At 32.9% G+C, this 15,853-nt stretch carries 22 protein-coding genes; all 22 read left to right on the top strand.

The annotated features are described in order from the left end of the window. Positions 1-3 precede the first annotated feature (3 nt). The 22 genes from rbfA to DW269_RS00270 all read left to right on the top strand — a co-directional run bounded on the left by rbfA (position 4) and on the right by DW269_RS00270 (position 15,796). Complete coding sequence (gene rbfA / locus DW269_RS00375) at positions 4-333, top strand: 30S ribosome-binding factor RbfA (RefSeq protein ID WP_117458055.1); 330 nt, start codon at positions 4-6, stop codon at positions 331-333. A 115-nt stretch (positions 334-448) separates the two neighbouring features. Beyond that, positions 449-1,588 carry an N-acetylglucosamine-6-phosphate deacetylase gene (gene nagA / locus DW269_RS00370; RefSeq protein WP_117458054.1) on the top strand — a complete coding sequence of 380 codons (1,140 nt, stop codon included), beginning with the start codon at positions 449-451 and terminating at the stop codon, positions 1,586-1,588. A 2-nt stretch (positions 1,589-1,590) separates the two neighbouring features. Next, complete coding sequence (locus tag DW269_RS00365) at positions 1,591-2,469, top strand: aldose 1-epimerase family protein (protein ID WP_117458053.1); 879 nt, start codon at positions 1,591-1,593, stop codon at positions 2,467-2,469. A gap of 88 nt (positions 2,470-2,557) precedes the next feature. Continuing rightward, the gene (locus DW269_RS00360; RefSeq protein ID WP_117458052.1) at positions 2,558-3,049 is read left to right on the top strand and encodes a hypothetical protein; all 492 of its coding nucleotides are present in this window, start codon (positions 2,558-2,560) and stop codon (positions 3,047-3,049) included. Continuing rightward, complete coding sequence (locus DW269_RS00355) at positions 3,039-3,734, top strand: pseudouridine synthase (protein ID WP_117458051.1); 696 nt, start codon at positions 3,039-3,041, stop codon at positions 3,732-3,734. The genes DW269_RS00360 and DW269_RS00355 overlap by 11 nt, the downstream gene beginning before the upstream one ends. 36 nt (positions 3,735-3,770) lie before the next feature. Next, positions 3,771-4,424, top strand: a complete 654-nt coding sequence (gene trmB, locus DW269_RS00350) for a tRNA (guanosine(46)-N7)-methyltransferase TrmB (protein ID WP_117458050.1) — start codon at positions 3,771-3,773, stop codon at positions 4,422-4,424. Continuing rightward, positions 4,417-4,734 carry a thioredoxin family protein gene (locus DW269_RS00345; protein ID WP_022424344.1) on the top strand — a complete coding sequence of 106 codons (318 nt, stop codon included), beginning with the start codon at positions 4,417-4,419 and terminating at the stop codon, positions 4,732-4,734. The genes trmB and DW269_RS00345 overlap by 8 nt, the downstream gene beginning before the upstream one ends. Positions 4,735-4,755: 21 nt before the next feature. Further along, entirely contained in the window at positions 4,756-5,403 is a 648-nt protein-coding gene (locus DW269_RS00340; protein ID WP_230310095.1) for a hypothetical protein, read from the top strand. Beyond that, complete coding sequence (acpS, locus tag DW269_RS00335; protein ID WP_117458049.1) at positions 5,403-5,726, top strand: holo-ACP synthase; 324 nt, start codon at positions 5,403-5,405, stop codon at positions 5,724-5,726. Before DW269_RS00340 ends, acpS begins: the two co-directional genes overlap by 1 nt. A gap of 62 nt (positions 5,727-5,788) precedes the next feature. Beyond that, positions 5,789-6,136 (top strand): single-stranded DNA-binding protein, encoded by a 348-nt coding sequence (locus DW269_RS00330; RefSeq protein ID WP_022424347.1) that lies wholly within the window; start codon positions 5,789-5,791, stop codon positions 6,134-6,136. A gap of 18 nt (positions 6,137-6,154) precedes the next feature. Then, a complete protein-coding gene (gene lepA, locus DW269_RS00325) occupies positions 6,155-7,960 on the top strand; it encodes a translation elongation factor 4 (protein ID WP_117458048.1) in 1,806 nt (601 codons plus the stop codon). A 110-nt stretch (positions 7,961-8,070) separates the two neighbouring features. Next, positions 8,071-10,143, top strand: coding sequence for a penicillin-binding protein 2 (locus DW269_RS00320; RefSeq protein ID WP_117458047.1), 2,073 nt, complete (start codon positions 8,071-8,073; stop codon positions 10,141-10,143). A gap of 70 nt (positions 10,144-10,213) precedes the next feature. Further along, the gene (rpmG, locus tag DW269_RS00315; protein WP_006506678.1) at positions 10,214-10,363 is read left to right on the top strand and encodes a 50S ribosomal protein L33; all 150 of its coding nucleotides are present in this window, start codon (positions 10,214-10,216) and stop codon (positions 10,361-10,363) included. 39 nt (positions 10,364-10,402) lie between these two features. Beyond that, on the top strand, positions 10,403-11,008 hold the full coding sequence (locus DW269_RS00310) for an MBL fold metallo-hydrolase (protein WP_117458046.1): 606 nt from the start codon (positions 10,403-10,405) through the stop codon (positions 11,006-11,008). Positions 11,009-11,610: 602 nt separating this feature from the next. Continuing rightward, positions 11,611-12,093, top strand: coding sequence for a peptidylprolyl isomerase (locus DW269_RS12870; RefSeq protein WP_233502399.1), 483 nt, complete (start codon positions 11,611-11,613; stop codon positions 12,091-12,093). A 74-nt stretch (positions 12,094-12,167) separates the two neighbouring features. Beyond that, on the top strand, positions 12,168-13,157 hold the full coding sequence (locus DW269_RS00300) for an ATPase, T2SS/T4P/T4SS family (protein ID WP_117458044.1): 990 nt from the start codon (positions 12,168-12,170) through the stop codon (positions 13,155-13,157). Then, positions 13,147-14,145 (top strand): type II secretion system F family protein, encoded by a 999-nt coding sequence (locus DW269_RS00295; protein WP_117458043.1) that lies wholly within the window; start codon positions 13,147-13,149, stop codon positions 14,143-14,145. Before DW269_RS00300 ends, DW269_RS00295 begins: the two co-directional genes overlap by 11 nt. A gap of 8 nt (positions 14,146-14,153) precedes the next feature. Next, positions 14,154-14,459 (top strand): competence type IV pilus major pilin ComGC, encoded by a 306-nt coding sequence (gene comGC, locus DW269_RS00290; RefSeq protein WP_022424354.1) that lies wholly within the window; start codon positions 14,154-14,156, stop codon positions 14,457-14,459. After that, positions 14,452-14,844 (top strand): competence type IV pilus minor pilin ComGD, encoded by a 393-nt coding sequence (comGD, locus tag DW269_RS00285; protein WP_117458042.1) that lies wholly within the window; start codon positions 14,452-14,454, stop codon positions 14,842-14,844. The genes comGC and comGD overlap by 8 nt, the downstream gene beginning before the upstream one ends. Next, on the top strand, positions 14,834-15,052 hold the full coding sequence (locus tag DW269_RS00280) for a hypothetical protein (protein WP_117458041.1): 219 nt from the start codon (positions 14,834-14,836) through the stop codon (positions 15,050-15,052). Before comGD ends, DW269_RS00280 begins: the two co-directional genes overlap by 11 nt. Before the next feature lie 29 nt (positions 15,053-15,081). Continuing rightward, positions 15,082-15,441, top strand: a complete 360-nt coding sequence (locus DW269_RS00275) for a ComGF family competence protein (protein ID WP_230310094.1) — start codon at positions 15,082-15,084, stop codon at positions 15,439-15,441. Further along, positions 15,428-15,796: a hypothetical protein gene (locus DW269_RS00270; protein ID WP_117458039.1), complete on the top strand. Its 369-nt coding sequence runs from the start codon at positions 15,428-15,430 to the stop codon at positions 15,794-15,796. The genes DW269_RS00275 and DW269_RS00270 overlap by 14 nt, the downstream gene beginning before the upstream one ends. Positions 15,797-15,853: the final 57 nt, after the last annotated feature.

Below are 15,853 nucleotides of genomic sequence, written 5' to 3'. Positions count from 1 at the left end.
TTTATGGCTTCATTAAAAGTTGATAAAATGAATCATTATATCATGAAGGAATTATCATTAATTCTTCGTGATGAAGTAAAAGATCCAGCATTACGTATGTGTACTGTTACTTCAGTGAGCTGTACAAATGATATGTCTGTCGCAAAGGTTTATGTGACATTCATGAAGAATCAGGGTAAAGGTCTTCAAGCATTAGATAGATGTAAAGGTTTTATCCGTTCACAGCTTGCGAGAAGATTAAAAATTAGAAAATGTCCTGAATTAATCTTCAAGGTAGATGAATCATTAGAATATGGTAATCGTATTGAAGAATTAATTAAGAACTTACACTAAGAGTCTCTATCAAGAGGCTCTTTTTTTATTAAAGTTAAAATATATACGTATAAAAATTTGTATAATTTCATTATACGATAAATATGTGCTATAATAGTGTAAGGAGGATTTCAATATGAAAAACGTTATTATAAATGGTAAAGTGATTTTAGAAGATTCTATTAAAGAATTAAATGTATTTTTTGAAAATGGAAAGATTACAGAAGTCAGTAACCGTGTACCTACTGATGAAACAGTAATAGATGCAAAGGGCTTATATGTTGCGCCTGGTATGATTGATGTACATACTCATGGACGTAATGGTAGCGATACAATGTATGCAACTTTCAAAGATTTAAATAATATTTCTGTATCAGAATTAAAGACTGGTGTTACTAGCTTTTTACCTACAACTATGACTATGCCAGCTGAAGATATTAAAAAGGCTATTGCAGCTGGCTATGATAATAAGGATAAGGTAGAAGGTGCTAAGATCTTAGGTATGCACCTAGAAGGACCTTTCTTTAGTGTGAAATATAAAGGTGCTCAGCCAGAAGAATGTATGATTGCACCTACTGTAGAAAACTACTTATCTTTTGCAGGTGAGCATCCTGATTTTGTAAAGAAGATTTCTTTAGCACCTGAAATTGAAGGTGCAGTAGATCTGATTAAATATTTAAGAGAACAGAACGTTGTTGTTTCTATGGGACATACTGATGCGACTTATGAAGAAGCAGTGAAAGCTATTGAAGCAGGTGCTACTTCAGGTACTCATACTTATAATGCGATGACTCCTTTAAAACATAGAGAACCAGGAGTTGTAGGTGCTGTAATGCTTCATGATGAAGTATATGCAGAACTTATTCTTGATGGCATTCATGTATCATTCCCAGCAGCTAAGATTTTATCTAGGATGAAGGGTGCAGATAAATTAATTTTAATTACGGACTCATTAGAGGCTGCTATGCTTCCAGATGGCACTTATGAATTAGGTAATCAGAAGGTTTATGTAAAGGATGGACAGGCGCGCTTGAAGTCAGGTAACCTTGCTGGTTCTACTGCAAACCTTAATCAGTGTGTAAGAAATGCTTATAAACATCTTGATTTGCCATTATACGAAGCTATTGGTTATGCGACTAAGAATCCTGCAGATCATCTAGGTTTAAAGGATTATGGACGTATTAAAGAAGGATGCGTAGCTGATATGATTCTTATTGATGATGAAATCGATATTAAGAGAGTCATTTTAAATGGTGAAACTAAAATTGGAGGGTAGATATGATTACAATTAAAAATGATTATTTAGAAGCACAATTTGATCCTAAAGGTGCTGAAATCTCAAAGCTTATTGGGATGCAGGATGGACTTAACTATATGTGGAAGCAGGATCCTTGTTTATGGGGACATAGTGCGCCTGTACTTTTCCCAATTGTAGGTGCATTAAAGAATGGAACATGTCGTATTGATGGTAAAGAATATCATATGAATCAGCATGGTTTCTCTAGAAATACTGAATATGAAGTATATGAACATGATGATACACATGTAGTGTTCCATTTATCTTCTAGTGCTGAAATCAAGAAAATGTATCCTTATGAATTTGATTTATATGTGACTTATACATTAGTAGACAATACATTAAAAGCTGAATTTAGAGTAGAAAATCATAATGAAGATGTGATCTATTTCCAAATTGGTGGTCATCCAGCATTTGCCTGTCCATTTATTGAAGGTGAAGATGCGAATGATTATTATATTGAATTTGAACAGAATGAAACAGTAAATCAGAAAATTATTGATGTAGAAAGAAAAGGCATGTCTCATGGAACAAAACGTTTATTTGATAATGAACGTCATTTCTTTGTACGTCAGGCTATGTTTGATAATGATGCAGTTGTAGTGCCTCATTTTAAATCTCGCTATGTTTCATTAAAGTCACTTACTAATAATAAGAGCTTAAACTTCTATATGAAGGGCTTTGATCATTTAGGACTTTGGACAAGCAAGCATGTGGGTGGTTTACTTGCTATTGAACCTTGGGTTGGACATACTGACTATGTTGACTTTGAAGGAGATTTTAAAGATAAGGAAAGTGCTGTAGCACTTAAGAAGGGTGAAACATTTAATTGCGAATTTGCAGTTGAAATTTTCCAGTAAGAAGACAAGAAATTGTCTTCTTTTTTTATCATTGTATTTACGTTATATGGATGAGAATGATATAATTTTCAAATAGGAGGCAGTTTGTATGAAAAAGTTGTTGGTGGTTTTGCTTTGTTTATTTATGACGGCATGTGGAACAAAGACAAAAGATTCAGATATTTCAGATAGCATATTGAAAAAATATAAAGAAGATTTGTCATTTATCAAAAAAAATAAGAAATTTGATAATAATTCCGATAAAATGAATATAAAATTGTATTATACAGAAATAGATGAAGGCTATCGATATGAATTAGTCATTGATGAACCAAAAGAGAACATGTACAATATTAAGGCTATTTCATATAGTTCATCATGTTTAGATGATTATCAGCCGACTATTGGATATTTTGATAAAGAAACTTATTCTATGGTTCCTGGAGTCGTTGATAAAAAGAAGAATATTTATAAGGGTATTTCTTTGTCAGGTAGGGTAAAGAAGAAAGACTCGCTTAAGGTTTTTGTTCATTATGATCAAGATGAATCAGATTCTGATGAAAGTTATAGCTATTGTTTTGAGGTGAAGAATGAGAATTGATAAATTATTAGCACATTGTGGATATGGCTCAAGAAAAGATGTGAAGCAGCTTTTAAAGGATGGAGTTGTTGTTTCTAATGGTAAGAAGATTAAATCATCAGGGGCTCATGTTGATCCTGAAAAAGACGAGATTTATGTAGATGGTGAAAAGATTGTTTATTCAAAGTATGTTTATTATATGTTGAATAAGCCAGATGGTTATGTGAGTGCAACAGAAGATAATCTTTATCCAACGGTTATTGATTTGATTAAAGAATATCATCCTGGACTATTCCCAGTAGGAAGACTTGATGTAGATACAGAAGGGCTCTTGCTTATCACTAATGATGGGCAGCTAGCACATCGTCTTCTTTCTCCTAGAACACATGTTCCAAAGACTTATTATGTTAAAGTGAAGGGAAGACTTGGAATAGGTGATATCAATGCATTTACTAAAGGTATTCCTTTAGAAGATTTCACATGTATGCCAGCTTTTTTGAATATTATTAAGAGCGATGAAATTAGTGAGTGTGAAGTGACCATTTATGAAGGCAAGTTTCATCAGGTTAAAAGAATGTTTCAAGCATGTGGTAAAGAGGTTGTTTATTTGAAACGTATCAGTATGGGAGAACTTAAACTAGATGAGAGTCTTAAATTAGGTCATTACAGACCACTTACAGATGAGGAAATTAATAGCATACTATAACGTTTTATGATATAATAGCAATGATATGGAGGTTTTATGAGATTAAGAAATAATCCTGATGCGATGCCTTTTTTACAAGAGCATGCAGATTTAGTTTTTATTAATCCACGTGACCACTTAGGTAAGTGGCATGAGGTATTCGGAAATAACAATCCTATTGCGATTGAAATCGGAATGGGAAAAGGTGATTTCATTATCGAAAATGCGAGAAGAAATCCAAATATCAACTTTATTGGTATTGAAAAATATTCTACAGTTCTAACTATTGCGGTAAAGAAATTTTTAGAAATGGAAACTTTACCAAATCTTCGCTTCATGAAGGAAGATGCAGCAGTATTAGGTGAAGTATTTGCGGAAGGTGAGATTGATACAGTTTATTTAAACTTCAGTGATCCTTGGCCTAAAAAGAGACATTCAAAGAGAAGATTGACTTATTCTTCATTCTTAGATGTTTATAAGAGTATTTTAAAGGATGAAGGTCATTTGATTTTTAAGACAGATAACCGTCCATTCTTTGAATTCTCACTTGTTTCTATGAACAATTGTGGAGTACGTTTCCATGATGTATGTTTAGATCTTCATCATAGTGAAGGATATGAAGATAATGTGATGACTGAATATGAAAAGAAGTTCTCACCATTTGGCCCTATTTATAGAATCGATATTGATTTTGGTGATATGAATGGATAAGCTCATTCAATTGCATTCTTTAGAAGAGTTTAAAGAAGCTATCCAGAATAAATGTATTATCGTATTTTCTACAGATTGGTGTCCAGATTGTCTTTATATGAAAACCTATATAGAACATGTTGTTGAAAACAATCCAGCATATCAATTCTATTATGTGAATCGTGACGATATGCTTGATTTATGTATTGAATTAAATATCTTAGGTATTCCTTCTTTTATTGCATATGATAAGGGACAGGAACTAGGACGATTGGTATCGAAATTAAGAAAGACAGAGGAGGAAGTTCAGTCTTTCATTGATTCAATTTAAAAAAGAAAGTGTGGGTTGAATATGAAAATTACAGATTGGATTATGGGTAAAGATATGGATTTTGAAGATACTGTAAAGAAAGAGGAGCCACCACATGTGGATCCTGTGATTGAACAGCGTCGTAAAGAAAAGTTCAGTGAACCTATGATTTATAACGAAGAAAAAAAAGTTGAAGAACAAAAAGTCGAAGTAAAGGTTCCTGTAGTAAAGAAAAAAGAAGAACCTAAAAAGCCTAAAAAGCAAGAATATGTTATGAGTCAGATCATCTCTCCAATGAACGGAGTGCAGGAATCTAATAACCCTGTGCCACAAAAAAAGCCAGCAGTTAAGAAAAAAATAAAAAGACGTGAGGATGATGTGGTACCGGTATTAAGTCCTTTTTATGGTGCTCAAGGAATTGAGGAAGAAAAGCCTGTTGTGAAAAAGGCAAAGAAGGTAGAGAAAGTAGTCAAGAAGGAAAGCAGTGAAGTGATTGATTCTGTAGAAAACCGCTTGAAGAATTTATCTACTTTAACACTTGAATCACAAGAAGACCTCAAAATTGTTGAAGAGAGAACTGGTAAGTTCAAACATGACATGGAAAATGAAGATCCTTTGATTGAAGAAATCAATGATGATATGAGCTATGATGAACTCATGAATCTTTATGAAAAGAAGTTTGAAGATTAATGGGAATTGGTGTTGATATCGTTGAACTTTCTCGCTTAGATATTGAGAATGAAAGATTTGTCCGTCATATTTTGTCAGATGAAGAATATGAGATATTTCAATCATTTCCTACCGAAAAGCGTAAGAGAGAGTATCTAGGTGGTCGTTTTGCAGCCAAGGAAGCTTATCTGAAAGCAAATCACCTAGGTATTGGTGGTATTTCATTTCATGATATTGTCATTTTGAATCATGAAGACGGAAGTCCTTATCTCAATGATGAGGATGCAGACATTTCTATTGCACATGATGGCGGCATTGCGATCGCTTTTGTAAATAAGAAATAATTTTATTTAACCCGTATTCACCTTCTTCTTAAAACAAGTCTTTTGGAGGAGGTGATTTTTATATGTATAATCAAGTATTTCTTGTGGGTAGACTTGCTCAGATGCCTGATTATGAAATTATCAATAATTATCGAAAGGATGCTTTAATCCATATTATGGTTTATCGTCCTTTTGATGAAGTGAAAGGATGTAGGGATTATGATTTGGTTCCTATTATCTTATGGAGAGGTTTAGCGGAAATGATTAATGATACATGTCATGTTGGCAGTGTCATTGCAGTAAAAGGAAGATTAAATGATCTTGAAGACAAGCCCGATTATCAAGGATATCGTGTCATGTCTGTACGTGCAGAGTCTTTCGAGGTTCTTGATGAGAAGCTCAAAGAACTTCAGAAACCGCTGACTATGTAGAAATAAGGAGGTTTATTTATGGTTGATCAGTCACTTATTAGAAACTTTTCAATTATCGCACATATTGACCATGGTAAGAGTACCCTTGCCGATAGAATTTTACAATTAACTGGCACAGTAGCTGATCGTGATATGAAGGATCAGTTACTTGATGATATGGAACTTGAAAGAGAGCGTGGTATTACAATCAAGTTAAATGCAGTATCTCTTTCATATACCGCAAAAGATGGTAAGACTTATCTTTTGCATCTTATTGATACACCGGGCCATGTTGATTTCTCTTATGAAGTATCACGTTCTCTTGCAGCCTGCGAAGGAGCTATTCTTGTAGTAGATGCGGCTCAGGGTGTAGAAGCACAGACTCTTGCGAATGTTTATCTTGCACTAGATAATAATTTAGAGATTCTTCCTGTTATTAATAAAATTGATCTTCCTAGTGCAGATCCTGATAGGGTTGCAGAAGAAGTAGAAGACTTAATTGGTCTTCCTGCAGATGATGCACCTCGTATTTCAGCTAAGACAGGCTTAAATGTTGATCAGGTACTAGAAGAAGTTGTAACTAAGATTCCTGCACCGAGTGGTGATATTAATAACCCTACACAGGCTTTAATTTTTGACTCTTTCTATGATGCATATAGAGGTGTCATTATTCTTGTATGTGTTAAGGAAGGTAAGATTAGAGTAGGGGATCACATTCATTTTATGGCAAGTGATGCTGATTACGAAGTTGTAGAATGTGGTGTACATACGCCTCGTGAAGTGAAAAAGGATGAACTAGTAACAGGCGAAGTAGGATGGATTGCAGCAAGTATCAAGTCTATATCTGATGTTCATGTAGGTGATACAGTTACTACTTTAGAAAATAAAGCAGAAGAACCATTACCTGGATATAGACGTATGAACCCAATGGTTTATTGTGGCCTTTATCCTATTGATAATGCTAAATATAAAGATTTACGTGAAGCACTTGAAAAGATTGCGTTAAGTGACTCTTCACTTGTTTATGAACCTGAAACATCTCAGGCTTTAGGATTTGGTTTCCGTTGTGGGTTCCTTGGATTATTACATATGGATGTTATTGAAGAAAGACTAGAAAGAGAATTTGGTCTTGATTTAATTGCGACAGCACCATCTGTAATCTATAACGTTTATTTAAGTGATGGTTCTATGATTGAAATAGATAACCCAGCTTTATTGCCAGATCCAACAACAATTACACGTATTGAAGAGCCTTATGTACGTGCAGCAATTATGACACCTGATGAATTTATTGGTCCTATTATGGAATTATGTCAGAACAAGCGTGGAGAATATGTAGATATCGAATATCTTGATGATACAAGAAGAAATGTTATTTATTATATTCCACTATCAGAAATTGTTTATGATTTCTTTGATAAATTAAAATCATGTACTCGTGGCTATGCTTCATTTGATTATGAATTACATGGCTATCGTGCAAGTAATTTAACAAAGATGGATATTCTTTTAAATGGGGAAGTAGTCGATGCATTATCTTCTATTGTTCATAAAGATTTTGCGTATGATCGAGGAAGAATTATTTGTGAAAAATTAAAGACTATTATTCCAAGACAGCAATTCGAGATTCCGGTTCAGGCAGCTATTCAGGGACGTGTTATTGCTCGTACTAATATTAAGGCAATTAGAAAGAATGTCCTTGCAAAGTGTTATGGTGGGGATATTTCACGTAAGAAGAAACTTCTTGAAAAACAGAAAGAAGGTAAAAAGCGTATGAAGGCTGTAGGAAGTGTAGAAATTCCACAAGAAGCATTCATGGCTATTTTATCTGTGGATGATGAATAGGCAGAGTTATTTCTGCCTTTCTTAGTTTTTTCACACATTTGATTTTCTCTAATTAATTGAAATGAAAAGAATATACATATATAATATGAGAGAAAAAAGGTGGGATTTGATTGTTTAGTAATAGACCGATAAAGTTTATTGGGCGAAAAGAAGCCCAGGAACAGGAACGTAATCAATTAGATAATGTAGTTGCACGTCGTTTCTATATTATTATTGGCGTCGTTATTGTGATAGCAAGCATTTTTGCATTAAGACTTTTTTATATGCAGGTCAATAAGTCTGACTTTTATTCAGCAAAGCTAGAACAATATAGTACAAATACATTTGAAGTTGATGCATTACGTGGTGAAATAGTAGATAGAAACTATAATAAGCTTGTATATAATGAGAATGTCGTATGTGCAACTTATTATGCAGTCAAAGGAATTAAGGATGATGAAATCAAATCAATGGTTAATTTCTTGACTAAGAATTGTAATATTGATATTTCTAGTGTGACTGAGAGAGAAAAGAAAGACTATCTGATCATGAAGGATAAGAAGTTTGCAAAATCTCTTGTGTCAGAGGCTGAGAAGAAGGCTCTCGCGACAAATGATGATGGAGATACTGAGTATTATAATTTACAGCTTAAACGAATCACAAAGAGTGTATTAGAAAAGCACTTAAGTGATGATGATGTACGTTATTATAAGCTTTATTATACAATTAAGAATTGTAAGAATGGTTCTGCAGTACTTCTTGAAAATATCAGTTATCAGGAAGCAAGTGTTATTGGTGAAAACAATGACTTATTAAGAGGTATTCAGGTTACAAGTGACTGGAAACGTGCTTATACTGACGAGTCTACTTTAAAGAGTACGCTAGGGAAGGTTACAACCAAGAAACAGGGATTACCTGCTACATTAAAGGATGAGCTTCTTGCATTAGATTATAGTAATGACTCACGTGTAGGTACTTCAGGGCTTGAAAGACAGTATGAAGATATTTTAAGTGGTAATAAGTCAGTGATGACTTTAAAGTACGCAAGTGATGGAACACCAATCGTCAAAACAAAGAAACAGGGCAGCAGTGGTGAGAATATTCAATTAACGATTGACTGGGATATTCAGTCACAATTGACTCAGATGGTAGAGCAGTGTCTTTATAGTCATACAGCAGAAAGGTATCAGCAGCATATCTATTGTATAGTGATGGAACCTAAGACAGGTGATATTATTGCGTTAGTTGGTAAGGAATACAATAAGGAGAAGACACCTTATGAGATGAAGGATGCGACTTATCTTACTTATACAGGTGCTTATCGTATTGGTTCTACTATGAAGGGTGCTGTTATTTATGCCTGCTTCAAGAATAACATTATTAAAGCTAACCATTATGAAACAGATACATCTGAAGGTTTAAAGATTGCTGGTACTAAAGCTAAGCATTCTTGGAATAAGAGTGGTTTTGGTAATATCAATGAAGTACAGGCGTTGGCTTATTCTTCTAATATTTATATGATGAAGATTATCATCAAGCTTGCTGGTGGTCATTATCAGTATGATAAACCAATTCATATTGATAAGAGTGCCTTTACTAAATTAAGAAATGCAGCAGGAGAATTAGGTTTAGGTGTAAAGACTGGTATTGATTTACCTTATGAAGCAGCGACTGGTCCTCGTGTAGAAGAAGATACTGCTGGTAAGCTTCTTGACTTCTCTATTGGTCAGTATGATACATATACACCATTACAGCTTGCTGTATATGCGTCTACTCTAGCAAATAAAGGTGTTAAAGTGCAGCCACATCTTTATAAGAGTTCTTATAAGACAGATACATCTGGCAATATTGTGACTCTTAATACACATAAGAAGCATATTATGGATGATGTCTCAGAAGGCAATGAAGATGCATTTAATCAGATTCAGGCTGGTATGAAGGCCGTAGTTACCTATGGTACTGCTGCAGGTTCTTTTGCTGGTTTCCAGTATGATGTTTCTGGTAAATCAGGTACTGCAGAAGACTATACGCATACAGGTAATGTCGACCATCCTAACCATTTGTTTATATCATATGGTCCTAGTAAGGATCCACAGGTTGTAGTAGCTGTTCTTGAAGAAAGATTAAAAGGTGCAAATGATGCACCAAGTATTGCGAAAAAAGCATTTAGTCTCTATTTTGAAAAATATGGCTACAATAATTAAAAAAGAACTAGTAATTTATGAATTTATATGATAATATATTGAAGCAAACTTATTTGGAGGTGTAATATTCATGAGAGATAATATTATCTTAAAGTGTACAGAATGTGGTGAAGAAAACTATATCAACACAAAGAATAAAAAGAGTCATCCTGAAAGGGTTGAATTTAAAAAGTATTGTCCAAGATGTAACAAGAAAACTGTTCATAAGGAAAAGAAATAAGCCACAAGGCTTATTTTTTTTATACAGGGAGGAAATTGTATGATTACAAGAATAGTAGTAGGTCCTATTCAAGAGAATTGTTATATTGTGAGTTCTGGGTCAAGTTGTGTTATTATTGATCCTGGAGATGAACCAAAGCGTATTATTGAAGAAGTAGCACAGCGAGATATTAAAGGAATTCTTATTACACATGGCCATTATGATCATATTGGCGCAGTAAGTGAATTAAGAGATTATTATCATACAAATGTCTATGCAACAGAAGATGCAAGAGATATGATGCTTGACTGGGATGAGAATCTATCAGTGATGCTTGGTGGAGAGAAGTATATTGTTGATGGTGTTAAAGTAATTAAAGATAGTATCACTTTAGGCGAAATGAAGTTTGAAATATATGAAACACCTGGACATGCAAAGGGAAGCTGTCTCTATTACTATGAAAAGGAGAATGCATTATTTACAGGTGATACACTATTTAAAGGTGGCTGTGGAAGAGTTGATTTTCCTACAGGAGATAAGTTCTCTTTATTAAAATCTTTATCTCGTATAAAGAATCTTGAGTTAGATGCAGATGTATATCCTGGCCATGGACCAGAGTCAACTCTCTCTTTTGAAAAGAAAAATAACCCATTTTTGTCTTTTTAAGGTAAAAACGGTGTTGTTTAAAGTGAAATATAAAGAATATAAATATTTAGGTATATAATGTTTTTGAAGTGGATTAAAACTATATGATTTTCCCTCATGTATATGAGTTCTACATTCTCGTTGTCCATTTCAATTGTCCTCTATGCCCTGAAATAGAGGACTTTTTTTGTTGGCAATTAATGCGCTTTCAATTATAATAAATGATGGAGGTTTAAAAGATGAAGAAGTTAATACGTATAATTCTTGCTTTGGCTATAGGTTCTACTCTTATTGGATGTTCTTCTAAGTCAGGAGGTACTATTGATTTAACGAGTAATATTAAAGTATCAATCAAAGGGTTTAATGGAAAAGGAGAAGTTTATATCGATAATAATACAAAGTACGATAAAACGAATTCAGACATTAGAGACTTCGTAGCTGATATAGAATATACTTTAGAGAATGTAACAAATGGTGCTCTTTCTAATGGTGATGAAATTACTATTAAAGCGAAATATTCTAAATCTAAGGCAAAAGATTTAGGCTTGACTATTAAGAATCCGACTAAGAAGGTTAAAGTATCTGGATTAAAGGATTTATTAACAGGCTATTATGATTGTGAAATCAAAGTAAAGAACTATGGTTCAATTAAATTAAAGTTAGATGCGAATATTGCACCTATTACAGTGAGCAACTTTGTAGGTCTTGCGAATGATGGTTTCTATAATGGGTTAACATTCCATCGTATTATTAAAGGATTCATGATTCAGGGCGGTGACCCTAATGGTGATGGTACTGGAGGATCTAAACAGACAATTAAAGGTGAATTCTCAGCTAATGGTGTTGACAATCCTTTAAAGCATACGAGAGGTGTTATTTCAATGGCGAGAAGTCAGTCATATGATAGTGCGAGCAGTCAGTTTTTTATTATGCATGAAGATACATCTTCGTTAGATGGTCAATATGCAGCATTTGGCTGTGCTTATTCAGGTATGGATATTGTTGATAAGATCTGTGATGACGTAAAGACAGAAGACAGCAATGGAACTGTTTCTAAAAAGAACCAGCCAGTCATTGAAAGCATTACATGTACAAAGATTCAGTAATTTTCACTGAATCTTTTTTTATTTTATGAGAAAAATGGGATTCAAATATGTATGTAATAGTAGGAGGTTATTTTATGGATGAACTATTTGAAACCATTTTTTTCAAAGCTCTGAAGGCAGACTCTACAGATATTCATTTTAAGCTGACAGATCATTTGAGTATTCAATTCAGAGTATTTGGAGAGTTACAGCCCTATCAGGAATATGAAAAGACAACAGGGGCTAAAATCATGAATTATTTGAAATATAAGTCTTTTATTAATGTGAATTATAAGATGGTTCCTCAAACGGGTGCTTTTCATTATTATTTGAATGAGCATATCTATTTCTTACGTGTCTCTTATTTGCCAGGTATGGATTTTGAAAGTATCGTTATTAGAATACTGAATAATCACGAAAACATTACTATTAATGAGATCTCAGAAATAGATGATTTTACTTTCTATCTTAATGAAGTATGTTATCAAAAGTCAGGGTTATTTTTGGTGGCAGGTGCAACTGGTTCAGGTAAATCTACAACTTTATATGCGATTTTAGATAAGATTATTGAAATGGGTGGAAGAAATGTAGTCACGCTAGAGGATCCTATTGAAATAGTAAAGGAACATTGTTTACAGACAGAGATGAATGAAAGCATGGGAATAGACTATTATAATTCATTGAAACAGATTTTAAGACATGATCCAGATGTAATAATGATTGGTGAAATAAGAGATGAGAAGACAGCAAAATTGGCTATTACATGTGCTTTGACAGGACATCTGGTATTATCTACTATTCATGCGAGTAATTCTTTACTAGTTATTAAGAGAATGTTGAATTTAGGTATTAATGAAACGGATTTAGAGGATGTACTTATAGGTGTAGTAACTCAGCGTATTAAATATGATAGAAAAAATAGAAAGGTCATTATACTTCCTGAAACAATGAATAAGAACCAAATTAAAACATATTTTCTTGATCATACTGTCAGCTATCCATCATTTAAGGATAATGCACTTATGCTTATTAAAGAGAAGCATTGTGATCAATATTTGTTTAAGGATGAACTAAATGGACAATGATCTATTGTTTCTAGAAAACCTTTCTAATTTACTTGAGCAGGGTTATGGCATAGAAGAAACATTACTTATTTGTAAAGATATCAATAATCATCCCAGCATTGATACAATACTACAGAAAATATATGATGGGGAAGACTTAACAGACGCTTTATTAGACCCACATCTTCCTAGATTATTTATAGAATTCTTTACCTTCTTTTCTATGCGTTTTACTATTTCTGATGCAATTAAGAATAGCTTAAAGATCTATAATGAAATAATTTCGATAAGAAAGAAATTAACATCACAGATGACTTATCCTTTAATTTTAATTGTGTTTTTACTTTTTTTCTCATTATTTGCGACATTTATTCTCTTTCCAAAAGTGACATCGTTATTTAGTTCATTTGGAATGAATCCATCTTTGAGCTTTAGTATTCTATTTTTTATTATTCGTTTGATTCCTATTCTTATAATCGGTATATTAGTTGTACTTATTGTTTCTTTTGTTTATTTCCTTATCGCACTTAAGAAAAAGAAGTATTGGATTATTGAGCGTTTTCTTAAAGTTCCTTTTTTGAAAAAGTATATTCAAAAGTATTTCACATTTAAGTTCTGTCTTTATTTTAATGAATTATTAGAGGATCACATTGATTCAAATACAATTATAACTATGTTGAATGAGAATATGACTCAGAGTGATATTAAGATAGTATTATATGAGATTTATACAAGATTAAAGGAAGGAGAGCAGTTAGAAAATATTATTGATGGTTTTCCTTATTTTGATCATCTCTTTGTATCTATGTATAAGATGTATTTAAAGAATCCTGAAGAAATAGGCTCAATGAGGGGTTATTTAGATATTTCTCAGGAACAGATTACATATGCAGTGAACAAGTTTACTAAATTCTTTGTACCTATTGTTTATGGGTTTGTCGCATTTTTCGTCATCACTATTTATGTAGCAGTTATAATACCGATGATGAATGTTATTGGAGATATTTAGGAGGTTCTATGAAAAATAATAAAGCAGGTTTTACTTTAATCGAAATGATATTCTGTATTTCTGTTATTCTTGTGATTTTATTACTTGTTATTCCTAATGTTACAAGTAAGAATAATGTAGTAAAAGGCAAAGGATGTGAAGCACAGGTGGAAGTTGTTAATTCACAGATTATACTTTATCAGATAGAACATGATGAATTACCTACAAGTATTTCTCAATTAACATCTGGTTCTAATCCTTACCTCACTCAAAAACAGGCTACATGTCCAAATGGAAAATCTATTTATATATCAAATGGACAAGCTTATGTATAAGAAGGGATTTACGGTTATTGAGATGTTATTTGTTTTGTCTATTACAATCTTTCTATCATCACTTTGTATGACTATGCATACACGCACAATTAATGAACAGGAAGAAATAGCGCTTATTAAAGCAATGTTTGATGAAGCAAGAGCAATGGCTATAGTAGAAAAAGATACAGTAAAGGTATCAGTCTCTAATCATCGCATTGATTTGAGTGGGAAAGAAAATAAGACGTTAAATCTAGAGGAAGGCTATCAGTTTCTTACAAATCATACATTTACATATAATGATCACGGACGTATTAAAATAGCCAAGACTCTTGTTTTAAAAACACCTCATCATACAAGAAAGTTTGTGTTTCAGTTAGGAAGTGGTGCTTATTATGTTACTTAATCATAAAGGAAATACACTTATTGAGTCACTTTTCGCATTGTCTATTTATTTGATGATTGTGGTTTATTTTGTTGGATCTTTGACTGTATTGAATAAGGCACAGCTTAGATTTAGATATGTTCAAGAAAATAGTAATAAACAGGAATTACGCATTGCAGAGGAAGGAGATGATCTCCAATCAAAACTCAAAGAGGCTTTACGCTCGTAGAAATGTTGTTGTCTTTAAGTATTTGTTTAATGATTGTCTTGAATGTACCTTCTATCATACGTGTCTTAAAGATCCCTGTAGTGAGTTATAATCAGGATATTGCGGTAGGCGCTAAACAGCTTGCTGATTATCTTCTTGTTTCCAAGATTAAGACATATAGTGAAGATATTGGATATTATGATGAGAAAGGTGAAGAGAATACCATTATCTTTGATAAGAGAAGGCTTGTTAAAACACCTGGGTATGAAATATTAATAACTGATATAGATGATGTCATTTTCTTTGAAAAAGATGCATATATGTATATGACCATTACGAGAGGACAACAGAAATATACATATATGATCTGTGATTTATATAGAAAGCAGGAAGATTATGTCGAGGAATAGGGGAAGCATATTACAAGTAGTTTTAGTGATCTTCCTAATATTATTTACAAGTATATTCAGCTATTGTACGCTTGTAACAAGACAATATGAATTAACACGCTATCAGAGAATGATGAATGAACAAAGACGTATAGAAATACTATTAAGAAGACATTGGCGTTCTACAATTGATCAGGACATACTACTTAGTGATACCTATGAAATAGAAGAGAGTATTATTAGTTATACTGTAGACGATGATGGAAGGGATTATCTTATTGATTGTGATATTACCACAAAGTCTTATCACTATACCATGCAGGTTAAAATTGATATGGAAACTTTAGATATGCATGAGTGCATATATGGGCATTAATGGATACTTTACTTTATACTATTATTTATGATATAATGATGTCCGATTAGAAAGGAT

Origin of the sequence: Catenibacterium sp. AM22-6LB (genome assembly GCF_003435615.1) — a bacterium.
In the GTDB taxonomy this organism is placed as follows: domain Bacteria; phylum Bacillota_I; class Bacilli_A; order Erysipelotrichales; family Coprobacillaceae; genus Catenibacterium; species Catenibacterium mitsuoka_A.
Note: the sequence above shows the minus strand (reverse complement) of the source record. Positions and strands in the feature narration are given on the sequence as shown.

Excerpts from the sequence above, each read along its gene's own strand:
- rbfA (WP_117458055.1), top strand. The coding sequence starts at position 4 with ATGGCTTCATTAAAAGTTGATAAAATGAATCATTATATCATGAAGGAA.
- nagA (WP_117458054.1), top strand. The coding sequence starts at position 449 with ATGAAAAACGTTATTATAAATGGTAAAGTGATTTTAGAAGATTCTATT.
- DW269_RS00365 (WP_117458053.1), top strand. The coding sequence starts at position 1,591 with ATGATTACAATTAAAAATGATTATTTAGAAGCACAATTTGATCCTAAA.
- DW269_RS00360 (WP_117458052.1), top strand. The coding sequence starts at position 2,558 with ATGAAAAAGTTGTTGGTGGTTTTGCTTTGTTTATTTATGACGGCATGT.
- DW269_RS00355 (WP_117458051.1), top strand. The coding sequence starts at position 3,039 with ATGAGAATTGATAAATTATTAGCACATTGTGGATATGGCTCAAGAAAA.
- trmB (WP_117458050.1), top strand. The coding sequence starts at position 3,771 with ATGAGATTAAGAAATAATCCTGATGCGATGCCTTTTTTACAAGAGCAT.
- DW269_RS00345 (WP_022424344.1), top strand. The coding sequence starts at position 4,417 with ATGGATAAGCTCATTCAATTGCATTCTTTAGAAGAGTTTAAAGAAGCT.
- DW269_RS00340 (WP_230310095.1), top strand. The coding sequence starts at position 4,756 with ATGAAAATTACAGATTGGATTATGGGTAAAGATATGGATTTTGAAGAT.
- acpS (WP_117458049.1), top strand. The coding sequence starts at position 5,403 with ATGGGAATTGGTGTTGATATCGTTGAACTTTCTCGCTTAGATATTGAG.
- DW269_RS00330 (WP_022424347.1), top strand. The coding sequence starts at position 5,789 with ATGTATAATCAAGTATTTCTTGTGGGTAGACTTGCTCAGATGCCTGAT.
- lepA (WP_117458048.1), top strand. The coding sequence starts at position 6,155 with ATGGTTGATCAGTCACTTATTAGAAACTTTTCAATTATCGCACATATT.
- rpmG (WP_006506678.1), top strand. The coding sequence starts at position 10,214 with ATGAGAGATAATATTATCTTAAAGTGTACAGAATGTGGTGAAGAAAAC.
- DW269_RS00310 (WP_117458046.1), top strand. The coding sequence starts at position 10,403 with ATGATTACAAGAATAGTAGTAGGTCCTATTCAAGAGAATTGTTATATT.
- DW269_RS00300 (WP_117458044.1), top strand. The coding sequence starts at position 12,168 with ATGGATGAACTATTTGAAACCATTTTTTTCAAAGCTCTGAAGGCAGAC.
- DW269_RS00295 (WP_117458043.1), top strand. The coding sequence starts at position 13,147 with ATGGACAATGATCTATTGTTTCTAGAAAACCTTTCTAATTTACTTGAG.
- comGC (WP_022424354.1), top strand. The coding sequence starts at position 14,154 with ATGAAAAATAATAAAGCAGGTTTTACTTTAATCGAAATGATATTCTGT.
- comGD (WP_117458042.1), top strand. The coding sequence starts at position 14,452 with ATGTATAAGAAGGGATTTACGGTTATTGAGATGTTATTTGTTTTGTCT.
- DW269_RS00280 (WP_117458041.1), top strand. The coding sequence starts at position 14,834 with ATGTTACTTAATCATAAAGGAAATACACTTATTGAGTCACTTTTCGCA.
- DW269_RS00275 (WP_230310094.1), top strand. The coding sequence starts at position 15,082 with ATGATTGTCTTGAATGTACCTTCTATCATACGTGTCTTAAAGATCCCT.
- DW269_RS00270 (WP_117458039.1), top strand. The coding sequence starts at position 15,428 with ATGTCGAGGAATAGGGGAAGCATATTACAAGTAGTTTTAGTGATCTTC.